This window comes from Aliiroseovarius sp. ABM4_368 (assembly GCF_056161205.1).
In genome coordinates this window covers 1-25,895 of record NZ_JBSWYR010000003.1, presented here as the reverse complement: position 1 = coordinate 25,895, position 25,895 = coordinate 1, and the positions used below count along the sequence as shown (strand labels likewise).

26 protein-coding genes and 1 tRNA gene are annotated in these 25,895 nt (G+C 58.3%); 5 read left to right on the top strand and 22 right to left on the bottom strand.

The genetic code is table 11. From position 1 onward, the window contains the following. Positions 1-9: 9 nt before the first annotated feature. Complete coding sequence (locus ACXAH3_RS09465; RefSeq protein ID WP_474861844.1) at positions 10-339, bottom strand: DUF6476 family protein; 330 nt, start codon at positions 337-339, stop codon at positions 10-12. On the opposite strand from ACXAH3_RS09465, the gene ACXAH3_RS09460 reads away from it, so the two are divergent. The 3 genes from ACXAH3_RS09460 (at position 338) to rpoH (ending at position 3,931) form a co-directional block, all read left to right on the top strand. Continuing rightward, complete coding sequence (locus ACXAH3_RS09460; protein ID WP_474861843.1) at positions 338-1,372, top strand: RluA family pseudouridine synthase; 1,035 nt, start codon at positions 338-340, stop codon at positions 1,370-1,372. The two genes, ACXAH3_RS09465 and ACXAH3_RS09460, sit on opposite strands and share 2 nt — an antisense overlap. 32 nt (positions 1,373-1,404) lie before the next feature. Beyond that, positions 1,405-2,853 (top strand): cardiolipin synthase, encoded by a 1,449-nt coding sequence (gene cls, locus ACXAH3_RS09455; protein ID WP_474861842.1) that lies wholly within the window; start codon positions 1,405-1,407, stop codon positions 2,851-2,853. Positions 2,854-3,034: 181 nt separating this feature from the next. Beyond that, positions 3,035-3,931, top strand: a complete 897-nt coding sequence (rpoH, locus tag ACXAH3_RS09450) for an RNA polymerase sigma factor RpoH (RefSeq protein WP_474861841.1) — start codon at positions 3,035-3,037, stop codon at positions 3,929-3,931. Positions 3,932-3,986: 55 nt separating this feature from the next. On the opposite strand, the gene ACXAH3_RS09445 is transcribed toward rpoH, so the two are convergent. The 16 genes from ACXAH3_RS09445 to ACXAH3_RS09370 all read right to left on the bottom strand — a co-directional run bounded on the left by ACXAH3_RS09445 (position 3,987) and on the right by ACXAH3_RS09370 (position 19,111). Further along, on the bottom strand, positions 3,987-4,778 hold the full coding sequence (locus tag ACXAH3_RS09445) for a PaaX family transcriptional regulator C-terminal domain-containing protein (protein WP_474861840.1): 792 nt from the start codon (positions 4,776-4,778) through the stop codon (positions 3,987-3,989). A gap of 7 nt (positions 4,779-4,785) precedes the next feature. Further along, positions 4,786-6,813, bottom strand: coding sequence for a phenylacetic acid degradation bifunctional protein PaaZ (paaZ, locus tag ACXAH3_RS09440; RefSeq protein ID WP_474861839.1), 2,028 nt, complete (start codon positions 6,811-6,813; stop codon positions 4,786-4,788). 35 nt (positions 6,814-6,848) lie between these two features. Then, the gene (locus ACXAH3_RS09435) at positions 6,849-7,607 is read right to left on the bottom strand and encodes a Phenylacetic acid catabolic protein (RefSeq protein WP_474861838.1); all 759 of its coding nucleotides are present in this window, start codon (positions 7,605-7,607) and stop codon (positions 6,849-6,851) included. 10 nt (positions 7,608-7,617) lie between these two features. Next, entirely contained in the window at positions 7,618-8,682 is a 1,065-nt protein-coding gene (locus tag ACXAH3_RS09430) for a 2Fe-2S iron-sulfur cluster-binding protein (protein ID WP_474861837.1), read from the bottom strand. A 20-nt stretch (positions 8,683-8,702) separates the two neighbouring features. Then, positions 8,703-9,164 carry a 1,2-phenylacetyl-CoA epoxidase subunit PaaD gene (gene paaD, locus ACXAH3_RS09425; protein ID WP_474861836.1) on the bottom strand — a complete coding sequence of 154 codons (462 nt, stop codon included), beginning with the start codon at positions 9,162-9,164 and terminating at the stop codon, positions 8,703-8,705. 1 nt (position 9,165) lies between these two features. Continuing rightward, positions 9,166-9,927, bottom strand: a complete 762-nt coding sequence (gene paaC / locus ACXAH3_RS09420; protein ID WP_474861835.1) for a 1,2-phenylacetyl-CoA epoxidase subunit PaaC — start codon at positions 9,925-9,927, stop codon at positions 9,166-9,168. Continuing rightward, positions 9,927-10,211, bottom strand: coding sequence for a 1,2-phenylacetyl-CoA epoxidase subunit PaaB (gene paaB / locus ACXAH3_RS09415; RefSeq protein WP_142852462.1), 285 nt, complete (start codon positions 10,209-10,211; stop codon positions 9,927-9,929). Before paaB ends, paaC begins: the two co-directional genes overlap by 1 nt. A gap of 11 nt (positions 10,212-10,222) precedes the next feature. Further along, complete coding sequence (gene paaA, locus ACXAH3_RS09410; protein WP_474861834.1) at positions 10,223-11,215, bottom strand: 1,2-phenylacetyl-CoA epoxidase subunit PaaA; 993 nt, start codon at positions 11,213-11,215, stop codon at positions 10,223-10,225. Between the two features lie 2 nt (positions 11,216-11,217). Beyond that, positions 11,218-12,420, bottom strand: a complete 1,203-nt coding sequence (gene pcaF / locus ACXAH3_RS09405; RefSeq protein ID WP_474861833.1) for a 3-oxoadipyl-CoA thiolase — start codon at positions 12,418-12,420, stop codon at positions 11,218-11,220. 177 nt (positions 12,421-12,597) lie between these two features. Continuing rightward, entirely contained in the window at positions 12,598-13,533 is a 936-nt protein-coding gene (locus ACXAH3_RS09400) for an AEC family transporter (protein WP_474861832.1), read from the bottom strand. Continuing rightward, positions 13,530-14,351, bottom strand: coding sequence for an MBL fold metallo-hydrolase (locus tag ACXAH3_RS09395; RefSeq protein ID WP_474861831.1), 822 nt, complete (start codon positions 14,349-14,351; stop codon positions 13,530-13,532). Before ACXAH3_RS09395 ends, ACXAH3_RS09400 begins: the two co-directional genes overlap by 4 nt. After that, entirely contained in the window at positions 14,348-15,151 is an 804-nt protein-coding gene (locus tag ACXAH3_RS09390) for a TatD family hydrolase (RefSeq protein ID WP_474861830.1), read from the bottom strand. The genes ACXAH3_RS09395 and ACXAH3_RS09390 overlap by 4 nt, the downstream gene beginning before the upstream one ends. Positions 15,152-15,167: 16 nt before the next feature. Then, the gene (locus ACXAH3_RS09385; RefSeq protein ID WP_474861829.1) at positions 15,168-16,295 is read right to left on the bottom strand and encodes a DNA polymerase III subunit delta'; all 1,128 of its coding nucleotides are present in this window, start codon (positions 16,293-16,295) and stop codon (positions 15,168-15,170) included. Continuing rightward, positions 16,292-16,921 carry a dTMP kinase gene (gene tmk, locus ACXAH3_RS09380; protein WP_474861828.1) on the bottom strand — a complete coding sequence of 210 codons (630 nt, stop codon included), beginning with the start codon at positions 16,919-16,921 and terminating at the stop codon, positions 16,292-16,294. The genes ACXAH3_RS09385 and tmk overlap by 4 nt, the downstream gene beginning before the upstream one ends. Before the next feature lie 6 nt (positions 16,922-16,927). After that, on the bottom strand, positions 16,928-18,130 hold the full coding sequence (locus ACXAH3_RS09375; RefSeq protein ID WP_474861827.1) for a D-alanyl-D-alanine carboxypeptidase family protein: 1,203 nt from the start codon (positions 18,128-18,130) through the stop codon (positions 16,928-16,930). A gap of 63 nt (positions 18,131-18,193) precedes the next feature. After that, positions 18,194-19,111 carry an SPOR domain-containing protein gene (locus tag ACXAH3_RS09370; RefSeq protein WP_474861826.1) on the bottom strand — a complete coding sequence of 306 codons (918 nt, stop codon included), beginning with the start codon at positions 19,109-19,111 and terminating at the stop codon, positions 18,194-18,196. Positions 19,112-19,309: 198 nt separating this feature from the next. On the opposite strand from ACXAH3_RS09370, the gene ACXAH3_RS09365 reads away from it, so the two are divergent. Beyond that, positions 19,310-19,399 (top strand) — tRNA-Ser (locus tag ACXAH3_RS09365). Between the two features lie 115 nt (positions 19,400-19,514). Here the strand turns inward: ACXAH3_RS09365 and ACXAH3_RS09360 are convergent. The 5 genes from ACXAH3_RS09360 to ACXAH3_RS09340 form a co-directional block, all read right to left on the bottom strand. Further along, positions 19,515-20,591, bottom strand: a complete 1,077-nt coding sequence (locus ACXAH3_RS09360; RefSeq protein WP_474861825.1) for a tyrosine-type recombinase/integrase — start codon at positions 20,589-20,591, stop codon at positions 19,515-19,517. A 41-nt stretch (positions 20,592-20,632) separates the two neighbouring features. Next, positions 20,633-21,097 carry a helix-turn-helix domain-containing protein gene (locus ACXAH3_RS09355; RefSeq protein WP_474861824.1) on the bottom strand — a complete coding sequence of 155 codons (465 nt, stop codon included), beginning with the start codon at positions 21,095-21,097 and terminating at the stop codon, positions 20,633-20,635. Between the two features lie 6 nt (positions 21,098-21,103). Next, positions 21,104-21,304 carry a helix-turn-helix domain-containing protein gene (locus ACXAH3_RS09350; RefSeq protein WP_474861823.1) on the bottom strand — a complete coding sequence of 67 codons (201 nt, stop codon included), beginning with the start codon at positions 21,302-21,304 and terminating at the stop codon, positions 21,104-21,106. Positions 21,305-21,370: 66 nt separating this feature from the next. Then, complete coding sequence (locus ACXAH3_RS09345) at positions 21,371-22,204, bottom strand: hypothetical protein (protein ID WP_474861822.1); 834 nt, start codon at positions 22,202-22,204, stop codon at positions 21,371-21,373. Continuing rightward, the gene (locus ACXAH3_RS09340; protein WP_474861821.1) at positions 22,205-23,425 is read right to left on the bottom strand and encodes a hypothetical protein; all 1,221 of its coding nucleotides are present in this window, start codon (positions 23,423-23,425) and stop codon (positions 22,205-22,207) included. Between the two features lie 919 nt (positions 23,426-24,344). On the opposite strand from ACXAH3_RS09340, the gene ACXAH3_RS09335 reads away from it, so the two are divergent. Next, positions 24,345-25,895: hypothetical protein (locus tag ACXAH3_RS09335; RefSeq protein WP_474861820.1), on the top strand; the 1,551-nt coding region annotated here is incomplete at its 3' end.

Here is a 25,895-nt window from a genome sequence, read left to right as displayed (position 1 = left end):
CAGGCAAGGTCAGTGAAGATTGATGCGTTTTCGCAGCTGTCCGTCTGTCTCATAGATCAGTATTTCATCGCCCGATACAACGCCGATCCAGTCGCGGCCCAACGTCATGGCATCTGCAGACACGCCTTCTGGCAGGGTGATCTGATCGGGCAGGGGCAGGGTCGTGACCTCGGGCGAGGTCTGAGAGAATCGCAAGACCACAACGGTGATCAGCACGATCATCCCCAGAATCGTTGCCACCGTCATTGCCGTGACAATCGTTTTCAGATAGCGCACGGTGCCAAGGCCCACGCTTTCCTCTAGGGCTTCGTCCAGTTCCTGTTCAGGAGTTTTGTCCATGTCTACCTCGCACCGGATTGTCCGGGTCATCATAGCCGAGAACCCGCCCAAGCGTCTTGATAAGGCGATTGCGCGCGATGTGCCAGAGGAAGCAAACCTGTCGCGGTCCCGTTTGGCCAAGTTGATCGCCGATGGGGCGGTCACGATGGGGGGGCAGGTGATGGATGACCCGCGGGCGAAGCTGGCAGAGGGCGACGAGCTGGAAATCCGGGTGCCCGAGGCCAATGAAAGCCATATCGGCCCCGAGGATATCCCGTTGGATGTGGTTTACGAAGACGATGATCTGATCGTGGTGAACAAGCCTGCCGGTATGGTGGTGCATCCTGCGCCGGGTACGCCCACAGGCACTCTGGTCAATGCGCTGCTGCATCACTTTGGCGGCAATCTGTCCGGTGTGGGCGGTGAAAAGCGTCCCGGTATTGTGCATCGGATCGACAAAGATACTTCGGGCCTGCTGGTGGTCGCGAAATCGGACGCGGCGCATCACGGGCTGGCGAAACAATTCGAAGCCCACTCGGCCGAGCGGCATTATCTGGCGGTCACCCACGGCGCGCCGGATCAGGCGGATCCGCGTCTTGGCGGCATCAAGGGGACGAGCTTTGAGAAGGGCAATATCCTGAAAATCACCACGCAATTGGCACGTCACAAGACAGATCGCCAGAAGCAGGCGGTGCTGTTTTCAGGCGGACGCCACGCCGTGACGCGCGCGCGGATCTTGGAGAGCTTCGGCACGCCTGCACAGGCCGCGCTGATCGAGTGCTGGCTGGAAACGGGCCGCACACACCAGATCCGCGTACATATGGCCCATGCCGGCCACGGGCTGATCGGAGACCCCACCTATGGCGGACGCCGCAAGTTGAACGTGAAAGTCATCGGCCCCGACGCGGTCGAGGCCGCACGCGCTTTCCCACGTCAAGCGCTGCATGCGGCGACGCTGGGGTTTGTGCATCCGGTCTCGGGCGAAAAACTCAGCTTTGAAGCGCCTATCCCAGAGGATATGCTGGCCCTAATCGAAACCCTGCGCGCGGGCTGAACCTCGCGCGCCGAGCGTGAGGCAAGCCGAGCATGTTCGAGATTTCCTGGGCCATCACCTGGGGCAGCACTTGGGCAATCCTTCTGGTCCTTATGGACATCGCAACCATTGCCCGTGCGGTCACGCGCGAGCACCGTTCGGCGGCGTCGCGTCTGGCATGGGTCGTCGTGATCATGTCGCTGCCGTTGGTGGGTGTTATCGCGTATTTTTTCCTTGGGGATACAAGTTCGGATCGGCGATCCGATAGGAAACTCAAAGACTTACGGCGCGAACTTCCCAGAGTACCTAAAGGAGATCTTGCGCCACCTGAACTGCCGTTGTTGTATCGCCAGTCATTCGCACGGGCGGCGTCCGTCAATGGGTTTCAACCCGTGGCGGGCAACCAAGCAAAGGTCACAACTGACAGCGATGAAGCCATTGACTGGCTGATTGCGGACATCGATGCGGCCCAAGATCACGTGCATTTGCTGTTCTATATCTGGCTGACAGATCGCAACGGAACCCGCGTGGCCGAGGCATTGATGCGGGCCGCAGCGCGAGGCGTGACTTGTCGGGTCATTGTGGACGGGCTGGGTTCGCGCGGATTGTTGGCCGATCCCTTGTGGAAAACCATGAAACGGGCTGGCGTCGAGACCGTCGTGGCCTTTGCTTTCCGTTTTGCATTATTTGCAGCGTTTTTTCGGCGTCTTGATATTCGCAATCACCGTAAGATCATCGTGATTGACCATGGCATAACCTATGTTGGCAGCCAGAACTGCGCTGATGCGGCCTTTCTTGTGAAAAAGAAGTTCGCACCCTGGGTCGATATCATGGTGCGCATCACAGGGCCGGTGGCATGGCAGTCACAACGACTGTTTGTCTCGGATTGGATGGTGAATGGTGGGGCAGACATATCGGACGTTTTGCATCGCGAGACACCGGTGCCCGAGGGCGGGTTTCCTGCCGTGGTTGCTGGAACCGGGCCGAATATCAGCGTGCAAGGCGTGCCAGATATGGCGCAAATGCTATTGGCCTCGGCACAGGACGAAGTGGTGATCACCACGCCTTACTATGTGCCTTCTGAGGCCTTGCAGCAGCAGATTTGCGCCACTGCCGTGCGTGGCGTGCGGGTGCGTTTGAACGTGCCGGCCAACAATGACAGCCATTTCGTGGGCTTCGCGTCGCGCAGCTTTTACCGTGCGCTTTTGAAAGCTGGGGTCGAAATCCAGGAATTCCAACCCGGCCTTTTGCACGCCAAGATCCTGACCGTGGACGGGCAGGCCGCTTTGATCGGGTCCCCCAATCTGGACCGGCGCAGTTTTGATCTGAACTATGAAAACAGCATGATGCTGGCAGACCCAGCCATCGTGGGTGACATCGTTGCCAAGCAAGAACTGTTTTTGAACGCGTCTTTGCCAGTGTCGCGCAAGAAGGTTGAAAACTGGTCGGTGGCCCGCCGAGTGCTGATCAACACCGTTGGGATGCTGGCTCCGCTGCTTTAATTTGCATTTGCAACTTTCTGCACGAAGCCGTGAGGTTATGTGTCATCCCCTTACATTTGCGCGCTCAGGCTCATACTTTAGCCAAGAAGAAAACGACACCCTCTTGAAAACCACGTCGTAAGGCTTATCTCGATGTTAAGCCCTTAAACATGAGGGAAAAGGACAGGAGAAGTTTGCCCCTATGAGCAACTACAAGAATTTACCGGCCCCGACGCCAGAAGGCGGTTTGAATCGCTATCTTCAGGAGATTCGGAAGTTCCCGATGCTGGAGCCGGAAGAGGAATACATGCTGGCCAAACGTTGGGCCGATCACGAAGATCGTGACGCCGCGCACCAGATGGTGAATTCGCATCTTCGTCTGGCGGCGAAAATTGCCATGGGCTATCGCGGCTATGGCTTGCCGCAGGCTGAAGTGATCTCTGAGGCTAATGTGGGCCTGATGCAGGCCGTGAAACGGTTTGACCCGGAAAAGGGCTTCCGTTTGGCGACCTATGCTATGTGGTGGATCCGTGCTTCGATTCAGGAATACATTCTGCGTTCGTGGTCGCTGGTGAAGCTTGGCACGACCTCGGCCCAGAAAAAGCTGTTCTTCAACCTGCGTAAGGCGAAGGCGCGCATTGGTGCGCTGGAAGACGGTGATCTGCGACCCGAAAACGTGGCCCGTATCGCCAATGATTTGAACGTCACCGAAGAAGAGGTGATTTCGATGAACCGTCGCCTGTCGGGCGGGGATGCGTCGCTGAACGCGACGGTCTCGAATGACGGCGAAGGCGCGATGCAGTGGCAGGATTGGCTAGAGGACGAAGATGCCGACCAAGCGGGCGATTATGCCGAAACCGACGAGCTGAACGTCCGCCGCGAGCTGCTGGCGCAAGCCATGGACGTTCTGAATGACCGCGAGAAAGACATCCTGACCCAGCGTCGTTTGCAGGACAAGCCGGTCACGCTGGAAGACCTGTCGGGCGTCTATGATGTCAGCCGCGAACGCATCCGCCAGATCGAGGTGCGTGCCTTTGAGAAGCTGCAAAAACGCATGCAAGAGCTTGCCGCCGAGAAAGGCATGATGGAACAAGCCTGATCAGCCTAGCAATAGACTAAACGGCCCTGTGCAGACTGCGCGGGGCCGTTTTCCTTTACAGAGGCAGCTGGTCAATCGGCAGGGGGCCAAGCGCTGCTAACGCCGTTTGTACCTGCCCGCGCACCTGAAGGTCAGGGCAGATTGCTTCCACGGGAAGGTCGGGCAAACGCAGGGCGATACGACGCCATTCATGCAGCAAGACCAGCCGAAGCGCGGCGCGTTCCAATGCGGGAAGGCTGGACAGCTTGTCGAGTTGGAGTTGCTCGATTGCATTTCGCAACTTATCCGAATCTCTTTGCAATTTTTCCGGGGCAAGCCGGGTAATGACCCAAGGCGGCAGAACGGTCTGCGCGTCCGACAGGTGCAGAACATTTGATGTCGCGCTCGGGGCTTTGATGCCAAGGAATAGGCCGGGCAGAAGCTCGGTGAAGCCTTCGCTGATCAAACCGTCAAAGCTATCGTCATCCTCGGATTGCGGGGGCAGGGCGACCAGATGCCAACACTCGGGCGCCGGGCGGGCCGGGCCATAGATCCTGTCCGCCACCGCCTTGGTCTGCGCCAGCCCGTTTTCAGACAGGCGATAGACCGACCGTCGACCGTGCCGCGTGCTTACGATCCAGCCATCCTTGCGCAGGCGATGCAGGGCCACGCGGGTGGCTTCGGGGCGGATGCCAAGGGCTGCCATGATCTGGCCAAGCGCCTGACCAGACACACCGGACGTATCCGCCTCCGGCGCGCCCATCATGGTCAAGTCACCCATCAAGGTCACGATCACCGACCAAACACGCAGATCGCTGCTGTCACGCAGCAGCGTCAATGTATCTGCAAGTGGGCTGGGTTGGGTCATCTTGTTCTCAATATGTGTTCATTGTCAGCAGTTCGTATTCTGCCACCATTTCGTCATCTTGGTTGGTCAGGGTGACATGCCAGCGCACTTCGCCATAGTCGTCCGTACGGCGTGTTTTGGCCTTCACGGTCAGGCGGACTTTCATGCTGTCACCTGCCTCGACCGGTTTCATGAAACGCAAATTGTCCAAGCCGGTGTTGGCCAAAACGGGGCCTTCATTGGGCTCGACAAACAGGCCAGCCGCGAAGGACAGCAGCAGATAACCATGCGCCACGCGGTCCGGGAAGAACGGGTTCCGTTTCGCAGCTTCGCTATCCATATGCGCATAGAACGTGTCGCCGGTGAAGTTGGCGAAATGCTCGATATCGTCCAGCGTGATCTCGCGCGATTTGGTGTGCAGAGTCTCGCCGATCGACAACTCGCCGAACTTGCGCGTGAAGGGATGGGCAGGGCCTTCGACCTCGTTCGACCCCGGCACCCAGCGCCCGCTGATCGAGGTCAGAATGTCCGGGCTGCCTTGGATGGCAGTGCGTTGCATATAGTGCAGCACGCCCCGCACGCCGCCCATTTCCTCGCCACCACCAGCGCGACCGGGGCCGCCATGCACCATGTGGGGTAGGGGTGAGCCGTGGCCCGTGCTTTCTTTCATCGAAGTCGCGTTATTGAAATAAAGCCGCCCGTGGAACGCGCCAGCGCCCATCGCAACCTCGCGCGCCACCTCGCCCGATCCCGTGATAACCGAAGCCACCAGCGATCCTTCGCCCTTATTCGCCAGTTCGATGGCATGGGCGATGTCGCGATATCCCATGATGGTGGATACGGGGCCGAACGCTTCGCATTCATGCACGATGGTCGCGGTGTCGGGATTTTCGCAGTGAAACAGCATCGGCTTTACGAAGGCGCCTGCATCGACGTCACCGGCAAAGTCGTTGTCATCGGGGTTGCCGTAGACCAGTTTGCTTTCGGTCCCAATCGCGGCAGCCTTTTCCAGAACGTCCGCTTTCTGTCCGGCCGAGACCAGAGCACCCATGCGCACGCCTTCGGCACGCGGGTCACCGATCACGGTTTTGTCCAGACGGGCCGAAAGGGCCTCGATCACGTTTGCGACCTGTGCTTCGGGCGCAATGATACGGCGGATGGCGGTACATTTCTGACCGGCCTTCGTGGTCATCTCGCGGTGGACCTCTTTGATGAAGAGGTCAAATTCAGCCGAGCCGGGGGTCACATCCGGCCCCAAAATGGATGCGTTCAGGCTGTCCTGTTCGGCCACGAACCGCACCGAGTTTTTCAGGATATTCGGGTTTGATCGCAGCATGGACGCGGTCTGGGCCGAGCCCGTGAAGCTGACGATATCCTGCGGGCCAAGACGGTCCAGAAGGTCGCCTGTGCCGCCGGAAATCAGCTGCAACGCGCCTTCAGGTAAGATGCCGCTGTCCAGCATTATGCGCACGGCGGCTTCAGTCACATAAGAGGTGGCTGTCGCCGGTTTCACGATGGCAGGGACGCCAGCCAACAAGGTCGGAGCGAGTTTTTCCAGCATGCCCCAAACCGGGAAGTTGAAGGCGTTGATGTGCACCGCAACGCCTTGCAGGGGCGTTGCGATATGCATGCCAAGGAATGTGCCGTTGCGGCTGAGTTGTTCAATCTCACCATCGATATAGACCTTGCCATCTGGCATCTCGCGACGGCCTTTAGAGGCGAAGACGAACACGGTGCCGACACCGCCGTCGATGTCGATCATATGGTCCGATTGCGTCGCGCCCGTGTCAAAGCTTAGGTCGTAAAGCTCTTGCTTATGTTGCCCCAGATGCACCGCCAGCGCCTTCAGCATCTTGGCGCGGTCGTGAAAGCCCATCTCTCGCAGGGCAGGGCCACCTTTATCACGCGCATAGTCGATCATCGCCTGCATATCCAGATCCGCGCCGCCGGCTTCTGCAAGCGGCAGCCCAGTGATGGCCGAGGCGATGGGGTGGGCATTTGTGCCCGGTGCGATCCATTGACCAGCCGCGAAGCTGGAGACTTTCATCAGGGTCATGCTCTGTCCTCTGTTCGTATTCGGATGGGCAGCGCCTAAGGCGCGCTCAGGCCCAGTTTTTCAAGCTGGGTGGCAGCAGCTGCTTCCCATTCCTCGCGCAGTTCCGCGTTGGTTGAATGGCGCAGGCCGAAGGCCTGCAACTGGCTGGCGCGGGTCGACACATCTTTGCCGAAGCTCGCGGCCACGCGGGGCCACCAATAATCGACGCTGGTTTGCAGGTCGTCTTTGTCGGTGCCGGTCTCTATCAAACGCTCTACACCTTCGGCGGCCAGCTCGGCGTGACGGGCCTCAATGGGCGCAACGGCGCGGAAGGCGTCGGCCAGCGGGGCGTAAGAGACGCGTTTAAACTCGCTCATTTGCACACCCACGGCCAGACCCATCAGAAGATTCATGACCACGGCGTCCGCCCAGCCTTGCATCGGGTAGTTGAAGACCGACAGGCGCATGTCCGTGTCGGTGCGCGAGGTACCGATATCGGCGTCGCGCTCTACACGGTCGGTCCACGGGTGATGGTTGGCATAGCGTGCGGTATTTGCGCCGAAATCGCCCATGATCGTCAACACCTTGTCGGCGTTGTCGCTCTTTTCCAGCACGATTTTGGCGGCCGCGATGCGTTCCTTGATGCCCGGGCCTTCGTTGATGATGTCGGCAAATCCGGCAGCCCCTGCCAGCGCGCTGTCCACAAAGGTGGCCATCAGGCGCATCAGCTCGGCGCGATAGCGCGCAGGGACGTTTTCGGGGTTGGTCAGGACACCGCCCTGCGCCAGATAGTCGGTGATGCTCATATCAGACATTGGGGTCTCCTTACTGGTCGAAATCGACGACAACTTTGCCCGACCGGACAAAGCTTTGACACGATAGGACATAGCCTTTCTCGACCTCGTAATCTTCCAGCGCGTGGTTGGTGATCATGTCCACGTCGCCTTCCAGAACCTTGCAGCGGCAGGTCGAACAGACACCGGCCTTACAAGCGTAAGGGGCGTCCATGTCGTTGGCCAAAGCTGCGTCCAGGATCGAGGTTTCTCCGTCCATTGTGATGGTGCGGCTGGCTCCGTCCATCGCGATCACGGCCTCGATGCCGTCGCCTGTCGCTGCCGATTTGCTGGTGGCTTTCTTTGCGGCTCGACCCGGTTGCGAGGATGCGAACAGCTCGAACTTGATCTGTGCGTCGTCCAGACCGTGATCGCGCAGCGCCTTGGCGATGCCCAGCATCATCGGCTCGGGCCCGCAGATGAATGCGGTGTCGACCGATTTGATGTCGATCCAGCTATTGAACAGGGCCGCGCATTTCGCTTCGTCCACCAGCCCAGTGAAGAGGTCAATATCCTGCGCGTCGCTTTCCAGAATATGGATCACGTTGAAGCGGCCCATATGGCGGTTCTTCAGGTCTTCCAGCTCTTCACGGAACATGATCGTGGTCACGGCCTTATTGGCATAAACCAGCGTGAATTCCGAGTGCGGCTCGCGCGCCAGCGTGGTCTTGATGATCGACAGAACCGGCGTGATGCCCGACCCACCGGCAAATCCCAGATAGTGGCGATTGGTGGTCGCATCCAGTGGGATGTGAAAACTGCCCATGGGCGGCATCGCTTCGATGGTCGCGCCTTGGGTCAGCTCCTCATTGGCCCAAGTCGAAAAGGCCCCGCCATCGACCCGCTTGATGCCCACCTGCAATTTGCCATCGTCCAGACCCGAACAGATCGAGTAAGAGCGGCGCAGTTCCTGCCCGTCAAAGTCGCGACGGAAGGTGATGTATTGGCCTTGGGTGAAGTCGAAGGCTTCAGGATCGTCAGGGGTGAGCGTCACCACCACCGCGTCGCGGATGGTTTTCTGGATGTCGGTCACGGTCAGGTTGTGGAAGCGCGCCATTTTGGGTCTCCTCAATGCAGTTAGATGCACTTGAAATAGTCGAAGGGTTCAAGGCAGTCGCGGCATCGCCAGAGCGCCTTGCAGGGGGTCGAGCCAAACTGGCTGGTGCGTTCCAGATTATGGCCGCCGCAATTGGGGCAGCGATCTGGTTCGCCTTTGGGCGAGGGCGGGGCGATGCCGTATTCTTCCAGTTTCGCCTTGCCCTTATCCGTTAGCCAATCGGTGGTCCACGGGGGGGACAGTTGTTGTGTCAGGGTCAGCTTCTCGATCCCGCGGTCGCGCAACGCGGTTTCGATGTCGATATTGATGATCGAGGTGGCGGGGCAGCCGGAATAGGTGGGGGTGACGGCGATATTCAGCATGTCGCCCTCCCAATTCACATCCCGGATGATGCCCAGATCAACCAACGAGATCACGGGGATCTCGGGGTCGGGCACTTGGTCTAGCCAGTCCCAGATCGTATCAACTGACGGCTGACCCATCTTACCAGGTCGCGCCCGGATAGGCGCGCTGCAGCCACTGCATGCTGGTCAGAAGGTGGCCCAGATGCTCGGTGTGCATATACCCGGTGCGTCCGCCCTTGTGATGGAACGTGTCTGTCGGCATGGTCAGCGTGGCTTGGCCCAGAACCTTGCCCACCAGTGCGTCGTATTCTTCACGCAAAGATGCGGGGTCAGGGGCAATGCCTGCCTTGACCATGGCCGCGTCGACCTCGTCCCCATCAAACATCTCGCCCACATAGGGCCAGAGGTAATCCAGCGCCGTCTGCATGCGTTTATGACTTTCCTCGGTGCCGTCGCCAAGGCCAACCACGGTGTCGCCCGAGCGTTCAACGTGATAGGCGACTTCTTTGGACGCCTTGGCCGCAATCTCGGCGACGCGGGCGTCGGACGAAGTCATCAAACGGCCCAGCATGATCGAGGACCACGCGTCAAAAAGGAACTGGCGCATCAGGGTCTGACCGAAATCGCCATTGGGCAATTCGACCAACAACACATTGCGGAAATCCCAGGCGTCGCGCAGGAAGGCCAGATCATCCGCCGAACGGCCTTTGCCTTCAACTTCACCTGCAAGGCCCAGCCAGAACTGCGTCTGGCCGATCAAGTCCAACGCGGTGTTCGCCAGCGCGATGTCTTCCTCTAACACGGGCGCCAGCCCGCACCATTCGCTGACGCGGTGCCCAAGGATCAGGCTGTTGTCGCCCATCCTAAGCAGGAATTCGAAAAGAGCTTTTTGATCCGCCATCACATGTGCCCTACTTCGTCAGGAATATCGAAGAAGGTCGGGTGACGATAAACCTTCGAGTTCGAGGGCTCGTAGAGCGGGCCTTTTTCTTCTGGGGATGAGGCGGCGATGTGCTGGGCTTCAACCACCCAAAGCGACACGCCTTCGTTGCGGCGGGTATAGACGTCGCGGGCGTTCTTGATCGCCATTTCAGCGTCAGGGGCGTGCAGGCTTCCCACGTGACGGTGGCTTAGACCATGCTGTCCGCGGATGAATACTTCCCAAAGGGGCCATTCTTTTGACATGTGATCTCTCCTTATTCGGCGGCTGTGCGTGCAGCAGCTTTCTTGCGGCCATGGGCCAGAAGACCGTCGCGCACCCATGCGCCGTCTTCCCACGCGTTCACGCGTGCTTCCATGCGTTCGACGTTGCAGGGGCCTTTGCCCTTGATGACGTTGAAAAACTCGGTCCAATCCGGTTCTGAGAAATCATGCGCGCCACGTTCCTCGTTCCATTTCAGGTTCTCGTCCGGGATGGTCAGGCCAAGATATTTCGCCTGCGGTACGGTCTGGTCAACAAAGCGCTGACGCAGCTCGTCATTGGTGTCGATCTTGATTTTCCAAGCCAGCGACTGTGCCGAATGCACGCTGTCTTTGTCGGACGGGCCGAACATCATCAGCGACGGATACCAGAAGCGGTTCAGCGCATCTTGCGCCATGCGGCGCTGCGCTTCCGTGCCCTCGGCCATCTTCATCATGATGTCGTAGCCTTGGCGCTGGTGGAAGCTTTCTTCCTTACAGATGCGGATCATCGCGCGGCTATAGGGGCCGTAGGATGTCCGCTGTAGCGGCACTTGGTTCATGATCGCAGCGCCATCAACCAGCCAGCCTACCGCGCCGATATCGGCCCAGTTCAGGGTGGGGTAGTTGAAGATCGACGAATACTTCATGCGGCCCGACAGCAGTTCCTCGGTCAGCTCATCGCGGGTGACACCCAGCGTTTCGGCAGCGCAATAGAGGTACAGCCCATGGCCAGCCTCGTCCTGCACTTTCGCCAGCAGGATCGCCTTACGCTCTAACGTGGGCGCGCGGGTAATCCAGTTGCCTTCTGGCAGCTGGCCAACGATTTCCGAGTGGGCGTGCTGACCGATCTGACGGATCAGCGTTGCGCGGTAGTCATCCGGCATCCAATCCTTGGGTTCGATCTTTTCATCGCGGTCCACGCGATCTTGAAAATTCCGTTCCTCGTCAGACATTTCCTCGCGGGTCTTCACGCCAGTGCCTGCGGTTTTCACCAGTTGAGCATACATGGTCAGATCCTTTCCAGAATAAGGGCAACGCCCTGTCCCACACCCACGCACATGGTGCACAGTGCATAGCGCCCGCCGGTGCGTTTCAGTTGATAAGCGGCGGTCAGAACAAGGCGCGCGCCGGACATGCCCAGCGGGTGGCCCAGTGCAATCGCACCGCCATTCGGGTTCACGCGCGGGTCATCATCAGCCACGCCCAGCTCGCGCAGGGTAGCAAGACCTTGGCTTGCGAACGCTTCGTTCAATTCTATCACATCGATCTGGTCGATGGTCAGGCCAGCTTTATTCAGTGCCTTGCGGCTTGCCGGGACGGGGCCGATGCCCATCACGCGGGGCGCGACGCCAGCGGCTTGCATGGCGACCACGCGGGCCATCGGGGTCAGTTTGTTGGCATTGGAGGCTGCTTCTGAAGCGATCAACATCGCCGCAGCGCCGTCGTTCACACCCGAGGCATTGCCAGCGGTGACGGTCAGGTCAGGGCCGTTCACCCCGCGCAAACCGGACAACTTTTGAGCCGACGTGCCGGGGCGCGGATGTTCATCGGTATCGACCACAATCGCATCGCCCTTGCGCTGAGGGATCGTCACCGGAATGATCTCATCTGCAAACATGCCAGCCTCATTCGCAGCGGCCCAGCGGGCTTGGCTGCGAGCGGCAAAAGCGTCCTGATCTTCGCGGCTTACGGCGTAATCTTCAGCGACATTGTCAGCCGTCTGCGGCATCGAATGCGTGCCGTGCATCTTGTCCATTTTCGGATTCACGAAACGCCAGCCGATGGTCGTGTCATAGACTGCATTGGCACGTGTAAAAGCCGACGTGGCCTTAGGCATCACGAAGGGTGCGCGGCTCATGCTTTCGACGCCACCGGCGATGCATAGGTCATAGTCGCCTGCCTTGATCCCACGCGCGGCCATGCCCACCGCGTCCATGCCGGATGCGCACAAGCGGTTGATTGTGCTGCCTGGAACTTCGACGGGCAGTCCGGCCAAAAGGGCCGCCATACGCGCTACGTTGCGATTGTCTTCGCCAGCTTGGTTGGCCGAGCCATAGATCACGTCGTCAATCGACGCCCAGTCCACGTTCGGATTACGCTCTTTCAACGCTGCAATCGGAAGGGCGGCCAGATCGTCGGCGCGGACGCTTGACAGCGCGCCGCCATATCGACCGATCGGAGTGCGCACCGCGTCGCAGATAAATGCTTCCATATATCCCTCCCAGGACAGGTCGAGCGTGGGCCAGAAGCATGGCGGCGGCTCGAAGTATAGCTGACCGTTTGGTCGAATATATGCCAGATGACGATTCGTCACAACAGATATGTTACGAAAACGGCCTTGCGTCGTTCGAGCGGTAACAATAGGTGTGAATGCGCCTCTATGGGCGGATCAAGACGTGCCTAAAAGGGCAAGCCAGCCCCAGACCGTAAAGATGGACAACGCGGTGCCAACCAGAACTGTCGTGGCCGCGACGCGTTTGCCCACGCCATAGAGGTTCGCAAAGACATACGTATTGATGCCCGGCGCGCTGGCCGCGGTCAGGATGGCTGATCGGAAGGCATCTGTTTCCAGCATGAACGTGCTGCTCAGCCCCCATGTGATCGCCGGATGCAGAACCAACGAAACCGCGCATAGGAAAGCGACGATCTTCAGATCGCCCTCGGGCCGGTACAGGTAAAGCACGCCCCCCAAGGCAAAAAGGGCGGTCGGAAGGGCGGCGCGGCCGACAAGGCCCACGGCCTCGACGAACACGCCGGGCAGGGGAATGCCCGCCAGATTCACCACGAACCCAGCGGCGATAGCCATCACCAGAATGTTGCGGATCATCGAGTGTCCGATCTGGCGCAGAGTTTGCAGCGCGCCGTTGCCTTGCGCACGTGCGATTTCCATCGCGGTGATCCCTATCGCGTAGCAAAAGGGCGCATGGATAGAGATGATGGCATAGTTCCCAGCCAGAGCGTTCGGCCCGAAGGCGCGTTCTGTGATGGGCAACCCCAAGAGAAGCGAATTTGAAAAGAGCGATACAAATCCGAACGCCACAGCGTCAGGCCACGGTCGCCCGAACAGGTATCGTGCGCCCAGCAAACCGGCAAAGAAGCCGGCCAAGGCCCCTGTGTAGAAACTTAGCAGTAAGGGCGCATTGAATTCGGCTTTCAGATCCAGCCGTGCGATGGCCAGAAACAGCAGGCAAGGGATCGCCACGCTTTGGGCGAACTTCATAAGCCCATCAACCGCGTCGTCCGACAACACATTGCGCCAGCGCACAACATAACCAAAGCCGACGACCAGAAAGACCGGCAGGACGATGTCAATCAGCGCGTTCATGGATGCTGAACGGGCAGAACCAACCCATCAAAGGCCGCGATAACGTTGTTTGGGGTCTCGGCCTCGACCGTGGCATGATCCAGATCGATATGCATGTTGGTCACCACCCCCTGTTTGGCCCCGGTGCGTGCAATCCAATGCAGCGCGTCGTCCAGACTGAAATGGGTCGGATGGGGCGTGCGGCGCAGCGCGTCGATGACGAAGGTCTGAAGCCCTTGCAAAACATGGGTCACGTCCTCGGGGATCTCGCTTACATCGGGTAAATAGGCCAGATCGCCGATGCGAAATCCAAGCGCATCCATGCTGCCGTGGCGGACCTCGAACGGGGTCAGGCGGATCGGGCCGCCGTCACCTTCAATCACGACGTCCTCGTCATCACGGATCGCGTGCAGGTCCAGAATGGGCGGATAGCTTGACCCTTCGGGCTGTACAAACGCATAGCCAAAGCGAGACATCAGCGCGGTCTGTGTGGGGCTGTCGGCCCAGACGGGCACGCGTTTGCGCATATTGTAAACAATCATCCGCAGGTCATCGATCCCGTGCATGTGATCGGCGTGGCTGTGGGTATAGACCACCGCGTCCAGCGCACCCACGCCTGCATCCAAAAGCTGGCTGCGCATGTCGGGCGAGGTGTCAATAAGTACTCGGGTCACACCGCCATCGTCACCTACGCGCGTGACAAGTGCCGAGCAGCGGGTGCGTCGGTTCTTGGGATTCTCTGGATCGCAATCGCCCCAATTGCCGCCCAAACGCGGCACGCCGCCGGACGATCCGCAACCGAGGATGGTGAAATGAGTTCCGGGTGACAGCTCGGTCATGCAGACACCTGATAAGCTGCGGCCTTGGAGAACAGCCGCTCGAAATTCGCTTCGGTCTGTGCGGCGAAGTCTTCATATCTGAGCCCGTAAAGCTCGGCCCCGACTTTGGCGGTGTGCACGGTGAAGGCCGGTTCATTGCGTTTGCCGCGATGGGGCGGCGGGGCCAGATAGGGCGCGTCGGTTTCGACCAGAATGCGCTCGACGGGGGCGGCGGCGAAGATCTCGCGCACCTCTTTGCTGCGCGGGAAGGCAGCGATGCCGGACATGGACAGGTAGAAACCCAGATCCAGCGCGGCTTGTGCCAGTTCCGGGCCAGAGCTGAAGCAGTGCATCACACAGTCAAACGCACCTTTTCCGTGTTCCTCGGTCAGGATGCGGGCCATGTCCTCATCGGCATCGCGTGAATGGATGATTAGGGGCAGGCCAGTCTGGCGTGCGGCCTCGATGTGGATCAGCAGGCTTTCAATCTGCACGTCACGGCTTTCGGCAGTATAGTGATAGTCGAGCCCCGTTTCCCCGATGCCAACGAACTTGGGATGATCTGCCAGCGCCACCAGTTCGTCGACCGAGACCATGGGTTCGGACGCCACGCTCATCGGGTGGGTGGCGGCGGCGAAGAAAACAGGGGCATGGGTTTCGGCAATGGATTGCACCTGCGCCAGATTGGCCGTTTTCGTGCAGATCGTGACCATACGCGCGACGCCAGCTTCGGCGGCGTTGGCGATGACCTCGTCCAGATGGCCTTCGAAATCGGGGAAATCCAGATGGCAATGACTGTCGGTAATCTTGGGCGTGCTCATCGGGGGCGTCCTTGCCTCAGGCGGCCAGCTTACCGGCCGTATCGTTGATCCTGAAAACCATATCAAGGATGAGCGCAGCAGGGTCAAGGTTCACCGCGCGCCCATGGCCTGCGCGGGCCGACAATTCTTGCTGCAAACTGGCCCAAGCACGCGCTGCCTGCGGGTGAGGGGACAGTCTGGCCAGACAGGCCGCTTCGCCCGGAGCAGCCTCGGCTTCCGGCTGGAACCCAGCCCCGTGGCGCGCCAGCCGGGCCAAAAACAGGTCAAACAACTGCAAAATCAGCGCGAACCGGTCGGCATTGGCCTTGCCCGTGGCGCTTTCTGCCAGTTTCAACGCGCGGGGGCGGTCGAAATCGCGGGACTGAAAGACCTGAACCAGATCCGAGTAAGTGCCCAGCCCGTTCAGATGCAAAAGCCTCAGCGCGTCACCGACTGATCCTGCGGCCAGTTCGTTCAGGCGCAAAACCTCGTCCGCAGAAGGCGTTTCATCCAGACCGGCCATGACCTGTGCCAGCGCATCGGGGGCCAAGGGCGGCAAACGCAACTCGCGGCAGCGCGAGCGGATGGTCGGCAAAAGCCGTGAGGGCTGGTGGCTGATTAGCAGCAGAACCGCGCCTTCGGGAGGTTCTTCCAGCAGTTTCAGCAAAGCGTTTGCCGCGTTGGTGTTCATCTCGTCTGCGACATCGACTATCACCACGCGCCGACCGCCACCAGCCGACGACAAGGCGAAGAAGCTTTTCAGCTTGCGTACCTCGTCGACGGTGATTTCGTTCTTCAGGCGCTTCGCTTTTTCATCCCAAGGGCGGCGCAGCAGGAACAATCCCGGTTCCGACAGCGCCGCGATCCGATGCGATACGGGATGATCAGGCGAGATGTCGAGCGTTTCCGGGACAGGGGCGGCGAACATGCCACCATCATCCGGGGGCGTGGCCAGCAGGAAGCGCGCGATGCGCCACGCAAGTGTGGCTTTGCCGACGCCACGCGGGCCGGAAATCAGCCAGCCATGGTGCATCCGGTCCGAGTTATAGGCCGTTAGAAACCCCTGTTCCGCCGCGTCCTGCCCGATCAGGCGGGTGGCTTCGCGCGGGTGCGGGGCACCTTCAATCCGGTCGGGCTGCGGGATGTCGTCGGGATCGGTGCTCATGCGTGGGCCTTGATGTCAGCCAGCGCGGTGGTCAGCACGTCAGCGGCGACCACGTCTATGTCGCGGGTGCCGTCGATTACGCGGAACCGGTCGGGATGGTCCCCAGCCAGGTCCAGAAAGCCAGCACGCATCTTGTGTTGAAGCTCGGCACCGAAATCCTCGAACCGTTCCTCTGTGCCGCCACGGCCTTTGGCGCGGGCGTGGCCCAGATCCGGGTCCATGTCGATCAGGAAGGTCACATCTGGTTCGCGTCCGATCATAAGATCATGCAGCGCATCGACCTGCGCACGTTTGTCGCCAGACCGCGTGCCCTGATACATGCGCGTGCTGTCGGCGAAGCGGTCTGTGATGACGATTTTGCCCTCGGCCAAGGCTGGGTTTATCAGGCGCTCCAGATGGTCGCGGCGGGCAGCCGTAAACAAAAGCAGTTCTGTCTCGGCCGACCAACGGTCGGGATCACCTTCCAGCACAAGGGCGCGGATTTCCTCGGCCCCGGCAGAGCCTCCGGGTTCGCGAGTCAGCACCACATCGTGGCCGGCATCGCGCAAAGCATCCGACAGCAGGCGCGCCTGCGTGGACTTGCCCGAGCCGTCGATGCCCTCGAAGCTAATGAATAATCCGCTCATTGTGATTTAGTTCGTCGTGGTCGGCGTTGCGCCGGGAACCACTGCCGGGGGCGGTACGTCGCCACCCATCACCAGCTTAAGTACCTTCTCGGCGGCGGTGGTCAGGCGCTTGGGATAGCCAGCATTTCCAACACCCTGCTCGGCATAAAGCGGAATGACCGTATCGCTCAGTCCATCGCGGCTGATCACCATCTGGGCCAATTCCTGCCCCTGTGCGATCGGCGCTGGGATTGGACCGGTCCAGTTGATCGTGGCGCTGATGCCATCACGTTGGCCTGCAGGGATCAACAGGTTTACATCCTCGGCCGGCACCAGCCCAATCGTTTCGCTGGACCCCAGCCAGACAGGCGCTTCGGCCACACGCTGACCGGCCTTTACGGTGGTCTTCATGGTGAACTGGCGGAAGGCCCAATTGACGATGGCCTCGGCCTCGTCCGCGCGTTCCTTTTCCGAATTCATGCCCGAGATGACAAAGACGATGCGGCGGTCGCCCTGACGGGCCGAACCAACCAGACCATAGCCTGCTTCCTGCGTGTGCCCGGTTTTCAGCCCATCCGCGCCGATCCCAAGGTTCAGCAAAGGATTACGGTTGAACCGGTTGTCCGGGGCGCGGCCCTTATAGTGGTATTCGGTCTGCGAGAAATACTGATAGTAATCTGGGAAATCGACGATCAGATGGCGCGCCAAAAGCGCCAGATCTTTCATCGACATGCGCTGCATCGGATGCGGCCAGCCGGACGAGTTGCCAAAGGTAGAGTTCTCAAGCCCCATGTCGCGTGCGCGATCGGTCATCATGCGGGCAAACGCATCTTCCGTACCAGCCAAACCTTCGGCAACGGCCACACAGGCGTCATTGCCGGATTGCACGATGATGCCTTGCAGCAAATCCTCGACCGTGGGGCGGTCGCCGCGGGTCAGGAACATGGTCGAGCCACCCATATTGGCAGCGCGATCGGACACGCCAAACGGGGTCGACAGGGTCACGCGGCCATCCGCCAGTGCCTCGAACAGCATGTTCACTGTCATTAGCTTGGACATTGATGCAGGCGGTAGGGGCGTTTCTGCGTTCTTCTCCATCAAAACCGTGCCCGTTGTCACATCCAGCACATAGGCCGAGGTCGCGCGCGTTTCGAACGCACGCGCGGGCAGGGCGGCAAGAGGTACCAAAGCCACAAGGGCCGAGATGCTTAGAAACAGGCGACGAAACATGGTCAGGTGGTGTCCTTTGGTTGGTCTGTCTGGGCGTGGCTCCACGATATCGGGCACCCGGATTTAGTTGGTCACGAAATAGGCGTCGGCAAAGCCAAGCCGCTCGACTTTTTTCAAGAGATCAGCACGCTCCGATCTAGACGACGCCGGTCCAGCCAGAACGCGCCAAAACGTCTTGCCGTTCGAGTTGCCCTGCTTGATCGTTGGGATGACCCCAACCCCACGCAGGCTTTCGGCAGTGTTTTTGGCGTTCTGCTCGACCGAGAAGATGCCGATCTGGATAAAGGGCTTTGACAGGTTGCCCGATGGCGCAGGGGCGGCGGGTTTAGGCGCTGCCTCGGGCTTGGCAGCCGCAGCAGCTTTGGCGGCGGGCTTCGGTGCAGGCTTTGGCGTTGATTTCGCCCCAACACGCCGCGTCGTTTTTTCGGTGCGATCCAACGCCGCTTCAGCCGCCGCGATCGGATCATCAAGCGAGGTCTGCGAGATCTCTTCGGGGTTGTCCAAAACAGGTTCTTCTGAGGGCGGGGGCGTCTCGGGCACCTTTTCCTTGCGCAGGGCCGTCACCGTCAATTCTGCGGGCGCACCGGCCAGCAGGCCCAGCTCTTGCGCCGCGTCGGACGAGACCTGCAAACGCGGGCCGGGAATTTCCCGTTCACGGCGGAACAGCGCACCGACCACAAATTTCCCGTTCTCTTTGTTGCGAATGATCACGCGTTCCGGGTCTGTCGCGCTTGGATGCGCGACCCAAACACCACCCAGACTGGGGCGGCCATCCCACAGACCCTTTTCGTTGGCCTGAAAAATATCGGGAGCTTCCACGTCACGTTCTTTCGCCTTACCCTGCTGGGCGGACGCGCGGGCGCTTTCGCTGCCATCTTTGGCGTTCTTCATAAAGCCGGGAAGGTTGGTGTCGTCGCACGCGGCAACAAGGAAGGCACCTCCCAGTGCCATGGCCACTTTAAAGGTGGTCTTTATCGACATATCACGCCCCTAGTATCTTTTACTTTGGATCTTTTGATCCACACTGCTCGGTCGGGGTGCCCCCCGATATTGCCCGCAGTCTAAACACAACAATCGCGCGAGAAAAGACCGGCAATCCCTTCGTTGCCACATGAGCACCTTCCCGCGTGATTTCTGCACTTTCAGAATCGCTCATAGGGCGGTAAGCGTCACTTTGTCGGAGGAGTGGCAGAGTGGTTGAATGCACCGGTCTTGAAAACCGACGTAGGTGAAAGTCTACCGTGGGTTCGAATCCCACCTCCTCCGCCATCGCGCGCCCTTATCATATTGAAATATAAAGAAAATGTGGCGCGTTGTGTGCATCGTTCCCACATATGTTCCCACACTTTACGCGTGTTTGGTTTGGAAAAATCCGCCGCATTCCTCATTCGCTTTCGCCTGTAATCAGTCGCCTTTGGTCATCTCGGCTGATTTGTCCGTAGCTTCGTAGCGTGGTGAGTGGGTCAGTGTGGCCGAGGTTCTGGGCGTTGGCGATGAACTCGGCCACTGTTTTACTGTTTTTCGCAGCATGACGGGCCAGCATATGACGGAATGAGTGTGGGCCATAGGCAGGCAAGCCTACAGCCTCGAAGGCTGTGTTAACGACCCTGCGCACGGGTTCAGTGGTCTTCCAATGGGCGCGGGTGAAGCCACAGGCTTTGAAACCTTCATTGGTTTGCGCTGTCAGTGCGGTGGCTGGAAACAGTGGATCGTCTGGACCGTAGAGCGTCACTTCATCGAGATAGGTCATCCAGTGGCGCAAAGGTGCCTCGGCCTCGCTCAAGTCTTTGGCGAAAAAGGTGTCGATCCGTTTGCCGAACTTAGTGGCCACCTCGCGCGGATTTTGGGTCACCGATTTTTCTGCTAAGTCAACATGCTTGATCTTGAGCGAGGTAAGCGCTTCAACCCGAATGCCGGTAAGGCACAGAAGCGCGAAAATCGCCTTATCGCGCATTTGGCGCGGCGTTTCACCGGGCATGCTGTCCAAGGCTCGTTTGGCTTGATGAAGGCTTGGTGCAGGGCGCTCGGGCGCTGCGCGGGCTTCGGCCTCATCTCGCCGGGAAAGCTGGAAGTAGCTGGCATCGACGGCCTTGATCCTGCGCCGAAAACCCTCTTGCTGTGAAAGCCATAAGGTGAACTCCCGCATCGTGGACATGATTGCGCGGGTTGTGGATTTGGCCAGCGGTTTCCCCGTCGCGCTTTTGGCGTGATCCAGATGTTCCCGAAACCCGACCGCCCAATCAATGTGGAACTTGGCAAAATCTTTACGATTGTTCCACACGTCAAAGCGTTCAAGATGGGCGACCTCGCGATCTAAGGTCTTCTCCGACACTTGCTGTGAGAGCTTTCGAAAGATCAGAAAATCGCGTTTGATCCGTTCATTTTTTTCGTTGATTTGCTTGGTCATTCGAGCCTCCAGTTTGCTCAATTCTTGCCTGTCAAAAACCCCGACAATCGCCATGGGCTATAAGTGGAAAAATAGGGGGGCATCTGTCCGCCTCTTTAGTGTCGATTCTGGGTGCTTGTTTTGTGATCAGCTGCGCTTATGTGAACCGGCTTGCTAACCATCGTCACATCGTAGGTGTTTGAGACGTCAGACAGGCAGTTGTACGCGATGGGTCTGTGCATGATCGTGCCACAGGTTTCACATATTGCTGTAAGCTTGGCGCGTGTTCCGTTGGTCTCGCAATCTACAAGCCCTCCCGCTGGTTTTCGGGCCTCTCGGCACTTCAGGCAGTAAAACTCATCCAGCGACAATGGAGACTTTCGCGCCTTCCTCTGGCTTTTGATAAAGGTGATGAGTGCATCACCGCGCACCAAAGTTGGCCTCTCATCGGTCATGGCGGCCAAGCCTTGTTTGATCCAAGCGCGAATGGTGCGCTCAGAGACGCCGGTGACACCCGCCGCCTGTAAAATTGTATAGGAATGCAAGCGTTTGATACCGCTTAGTTTGGCTAGCTTTGGCATCGGTTCTCAGGCCTCGTGCTTTGCCAGCCATTCGCGGATTGCGTCCACCCGGACAAGCCGCCGCGTACCAATCTTAATGCTGGGCAAGTCGCCCTTGGCCAGCGCCGCGTAAAGCGTTGTGCGCCCGATGCCAGCAAGTCGCGCGGCCTCGTCAGGAGAAACTGCAATAGGGGCGTGTTTCAGGGGTGTTTCGTGCAAGTCTGCCATGGTTCATACTCCATCGTTAGAAGATGTGTGAACCGTGCCGGACGCTGGTTGGATCAAAACAGAGTGTCAGTTTTCATCCAGTTTGCATCCATTCCGAAACTTTGTGACATAACCTTTTACAGTGGGCAGTTTGGGCGCTGAATCATGCGGATATTGCGCGACATAGGCCGCGAGAACCGCTTTTGCCTCCTCGTTCCGCCCTTCTTTGGCTCGTCCGCTCCGGGCACGCTCAGAAAGCATCGATTGTATGCGCTGGCCATGAAGGTTCGGTCGCCCTCCGGTGCGTCTTAACGGTGTGCCTACCGCTTGGTCCACGCTCGCCCGCGCGGTCAAATATGCCGCGTCTGCTTTCAAGTCTAGAATTTGGGGCAGTTTCATTACCGTGGCACTGCGATACGGTAACGTTCCGAAAGCCGTAAGAATGAGTGTGAAGTCGTGCCGAATTTCAGCTCGCAAGGCGCTTTCAAGTGCGTCCAGATCATCACTGCCCAGAAGGCGTGGGTGTAGATAGACTACCGCCCGTCCACCGAGTGTATCCACTAATCCGGCGCGCCACGTTTGTGGGCCAAGTTGTTGCGCGCTTCGTGGATCACACCCAAGAGCAACGCCCATTTGATCCAGCAGGGCTTCAAGGTTAGGGCGCATTGCGACAAGTTCAGCACGTTCAAGCGATACAAATCCAAGGTCGGGGCAATAGTAGCCATAGGATCCCGCCTCGTATTCAATCGCGGCGTCGTGGGGCGTTTCACAGTTCTCGCAAAGGAGCGATTGTACCAAACCATCGCGTTTAAGCAGACCAGCGTCCAGCAAAGCGCCGTAGCGCTCATCCTCGCGAAAGGTTTGCGCGGCGACTTTCCCATTCTGTGAGATGATCTCGCAAAGCAGTGATACGGCGTTCAATCAATCCACCTCGATCACATCTACGTCGTGCGTGGTGGGGGCGATAAGTTTCCACTTCTCCAAGAGGTTCAGAGCCTTTTGATAGTCGGTATCGGTTTTGTTCGGGATCGTCGTGGTGTTGGGAGAACGCAAAGTCACAGTGAGCGTTTTGCGGCGCTTCCCATCCTGCGGGGCCATTCGGATGCGCAACGTTGCAGCGACAATCGTCCAACCGCCTGCCTTGGTCGGTGAAATCCCGCCAAACCGCCGATCAAGAAACTGATAGATCGTTTCGCCATCACCGCGTTTTTCAAATCGGGCGAAGCCGCCACCAGTTGAGAAAAAGTCCAGCGACGACACCTCGACTTCCTCCACGCCATCCGCCGGTTCAACTGCAAAGTCTGGATCAGATCGCAACGTATCCAGCGACACCTCGCGGCGGGGCGCTTCTACAGGTGGTTCCGAATGAGGCGCGAAGTGCTTAGAGAAGGCTTGGGCGTATTCATCGCGGACTTTCTTTCCACCAGCGGCGCATATCTCGACAATGCGTTCGGCTGGGTTGCAGGCGATGCCTACCTCTAAGACCCGCTGAAACACTTGACGTTGCAAGCTATCCGACGCGCCAAAGGTTAGTTCACTTTCTGCTCGGTCTTCCACATAGATCGTGGCCTGAACAATCTCGGTTTCCTCGCCCGTAATGGGGTGAACACGCACGGCCTGATACCAATCCGCCTCGCGCTTGCGATGGGCTGGCAGCTTTAATATTTCAATTGCCTCACCCACGAATGCCGCGCGCGCATCTTCATTTTCCAAGGCCCAAGCCGTTCCATCGTCGTCAAACTGGAATGCAGACCAGTTCCTGCCACCCGTCCGGCGGTTCAGCGAGGCCTGCACAGCCACCCGTTCAAAGGCTTGGGGGTGATCCACCGCAAGCTTCAACAGCACATCTTGCACGCCCTCGAAGCCTTCCAGATCAATTCCCATTGTCGGGCAAACTTGTTCCGCGCTCACCATCACCGCGTCATTGGTGAGGCTGGCCAAATGATCCAGTTCGGCCTTAAGGCGATCTTGCTGGCGGTCGGGCAAATCATCGATCACCTCGTTGAGATCAGCGACAAATGCTTTGCTTCGCCCAGCGCTATTCCAGTCGAACCCCTTGGGCACTTCGACGCCCTTTGTCTCAAGAAAGTTCTTTAACCGCGCGCTGGGCGCTTTGCGTAGAAAACCACTGTATGATGCCATATATTTTGTGCCTAAATTTTTAATAGGGGCTTGAAATGGTGTTTGCGTCTGCACGTGACAAGATGCTGGAGTTTGAAATTTCGGATATCCTTATTTCGCAGTTGATGCGGTTGCACAGCAATTCGAATAGGAATCGTAGTTCATCGTTGTAAACGCGAAGGTCAGGTTTGCACATACTGTCAGCTTTGCAAAGCTTTGCTCGTTTTCTGACAGTGGACCTTCGTGCCATGCGCGGCGTCCTTCCACATTTCTAGAACCAACTGTTGTTAGACATTCTGGCCGTTATCACCACACGGCTAACGAACTTGCCGGCCGGTGCGAAAAACTGCGGTCCTTTTTCGGTTTGCCATAGGTGAGCTGTAACCTTTCCGATCTGAGCATAAAATGACAAAACTGGCAGACAGACGATCATTGCCCACTTGTCGAAACCTGCTTCGAGCAACTAACCCCGACTGCTGTATTTTCAGATTGAGCTTCCCAGTCGACAGCCCCAATCCGGCTATACTACCTTTATCGACATAAAGAGAGCTTACGTGTCAGAGGTGCTTCATGAACAGGTTCCGGCAAAGCGCACTTTCTTTCAATGACTTGGGAGCCGAGAAAACAGGCAGTCACTTGCTCGGCACTGGCAAGAAACTATTCTTGTTAAGTTCGTAACAGCGCGTCCCCCGAGCGCGTATGCGAATCGAGGTCGCAGGCATTTTACCAAGCGAGAGATCCCACGATCCGTTTGTTTTCGGCTGAACGCTTATAGGTCGAGAAATGATGCGATGAAAATGCAACCATAAGTAGCAAGTGCTGGTAATGTAACAGTTCTCCCTTAAATTGTCTTAATTTCGCCGCAAACATTCACTTGTCAGCGAGTGAGTGAATAATGTTCACGTAACGTAATCTTAATGTGTTTGGGGCAGTGGCAAAAATGGGTAAGTTTTTTCTGACCATCAAGGTTATGATCTTGATTGTTCTGGTTTCTGGTAGCGCGGCTTTCGCACAGTCTGCAACCGAGATGTTCGCAGGGGGTGGCGGAACAGCCCCTGCGTCTCCAACCCAAGGCCCAGTGACAATTAATCTACTTAATAACCCGAACAACCCATCCGGAAATACGTCGGCGTCTATATCTGCGCTAACGCCAACGGCGACCCTGCGTGTTCTGAACCAACAATATGCAAATTCGGCGAACTTTGCCTCAAACGGCCTGATGATCGGTGGCACTTTCCCGGGCGACCCTCATGTGGCACCCATGAACTTCTTTGGTGGTGCACAGAACAGCCATTTTACATCCCTTTCTACTGTGACCCCCGGCACCGGTATAAATGCGTCGATCAACCATGCTTTCTTGCTTGAAGCTCAAACCAACGGATTGCTTTTGGGCGGAGCCCCCTCCTCTGGACGAAATTACTTCGCGGATCTGCAACTGGATTTTAACACCCCAGTTTCCAACGTTGTTGTTCACGTCGCGGGGCTGGGCGGTATCGGCGGCGGCAAAAACTTTTCAGCTGAATTGGATTTTGTTTCTGGCTCCTCCATCGGCGCGACCGGAGTCGCGCTTCTGTCTACCAATGGTAATTTGACCGTTTCGGGCGGCTCGATCAATGCGTCAACGCCTTCAAATGGCGGTACCTCGGGCACAAGCTGTAGTGCAGGGGCCAGCGGTGCGGCATGTGGTTCGGTCAGAATTATCGGGGATGCCATCACCCGTGTGTATTTCCGTGTCTATATGGCAAGCCCAGACGCAGTTGTCTGGAACAGCATCAGCGCCGAAGGCTGGTTCCTTGGCGTTTCGGGTGAAACGTCGGACATGACGCCATCATTTACTTCGTTCCCTGCAGCGATCGACAAAGGCACAACCCATACCGGCCTGACGTTGATCTGTAGCAACACCGGTCCGAACTTTGCATATGATGCAAGCTGTGCTCCTTCTGCTTCAGCAGGTACTATTTCGTCGCTGTCTTGCTCTCCAACCACGCCTGCTGATGTTTCGGCTTCAGGGGGATCGAACCAAATTGTATGTACATTTGATTATCTTCTGCCTGTCAGCAGCCCCGAGACATCGATTACGTTCACCGGCCAAACCGGCGCAATCAACGACCGCAATGGTATTGATGTTGGCACAGCTGCCAACAACCAAACGACGACAAATCTGAGCGTGAACATTCCGGTTATTGACGCTGTCAATGACACGCTGGCAGCTGTAAACGGGTTTGCGGGTGGGGATACCGCATCAGTTCTGGACAATGATACGCTGGCAGGTTTGCCGGTTGATCCAGCAGACATCACGTTGACGCCTGGCACAGCGCCCAGCCCAACTGACGGCTCGATCACCATGAATGCGGACGGGACCATCACGGTTGCCCCCGGTACGACGGCAGGCACTTACAGCTATCCCTATACGATCTGTGAGAACTTGAACGGGACGAACTGTGATACGGCCACAGCGACGGTCGTAGTGGACCCAGCCCCGATCGACGCC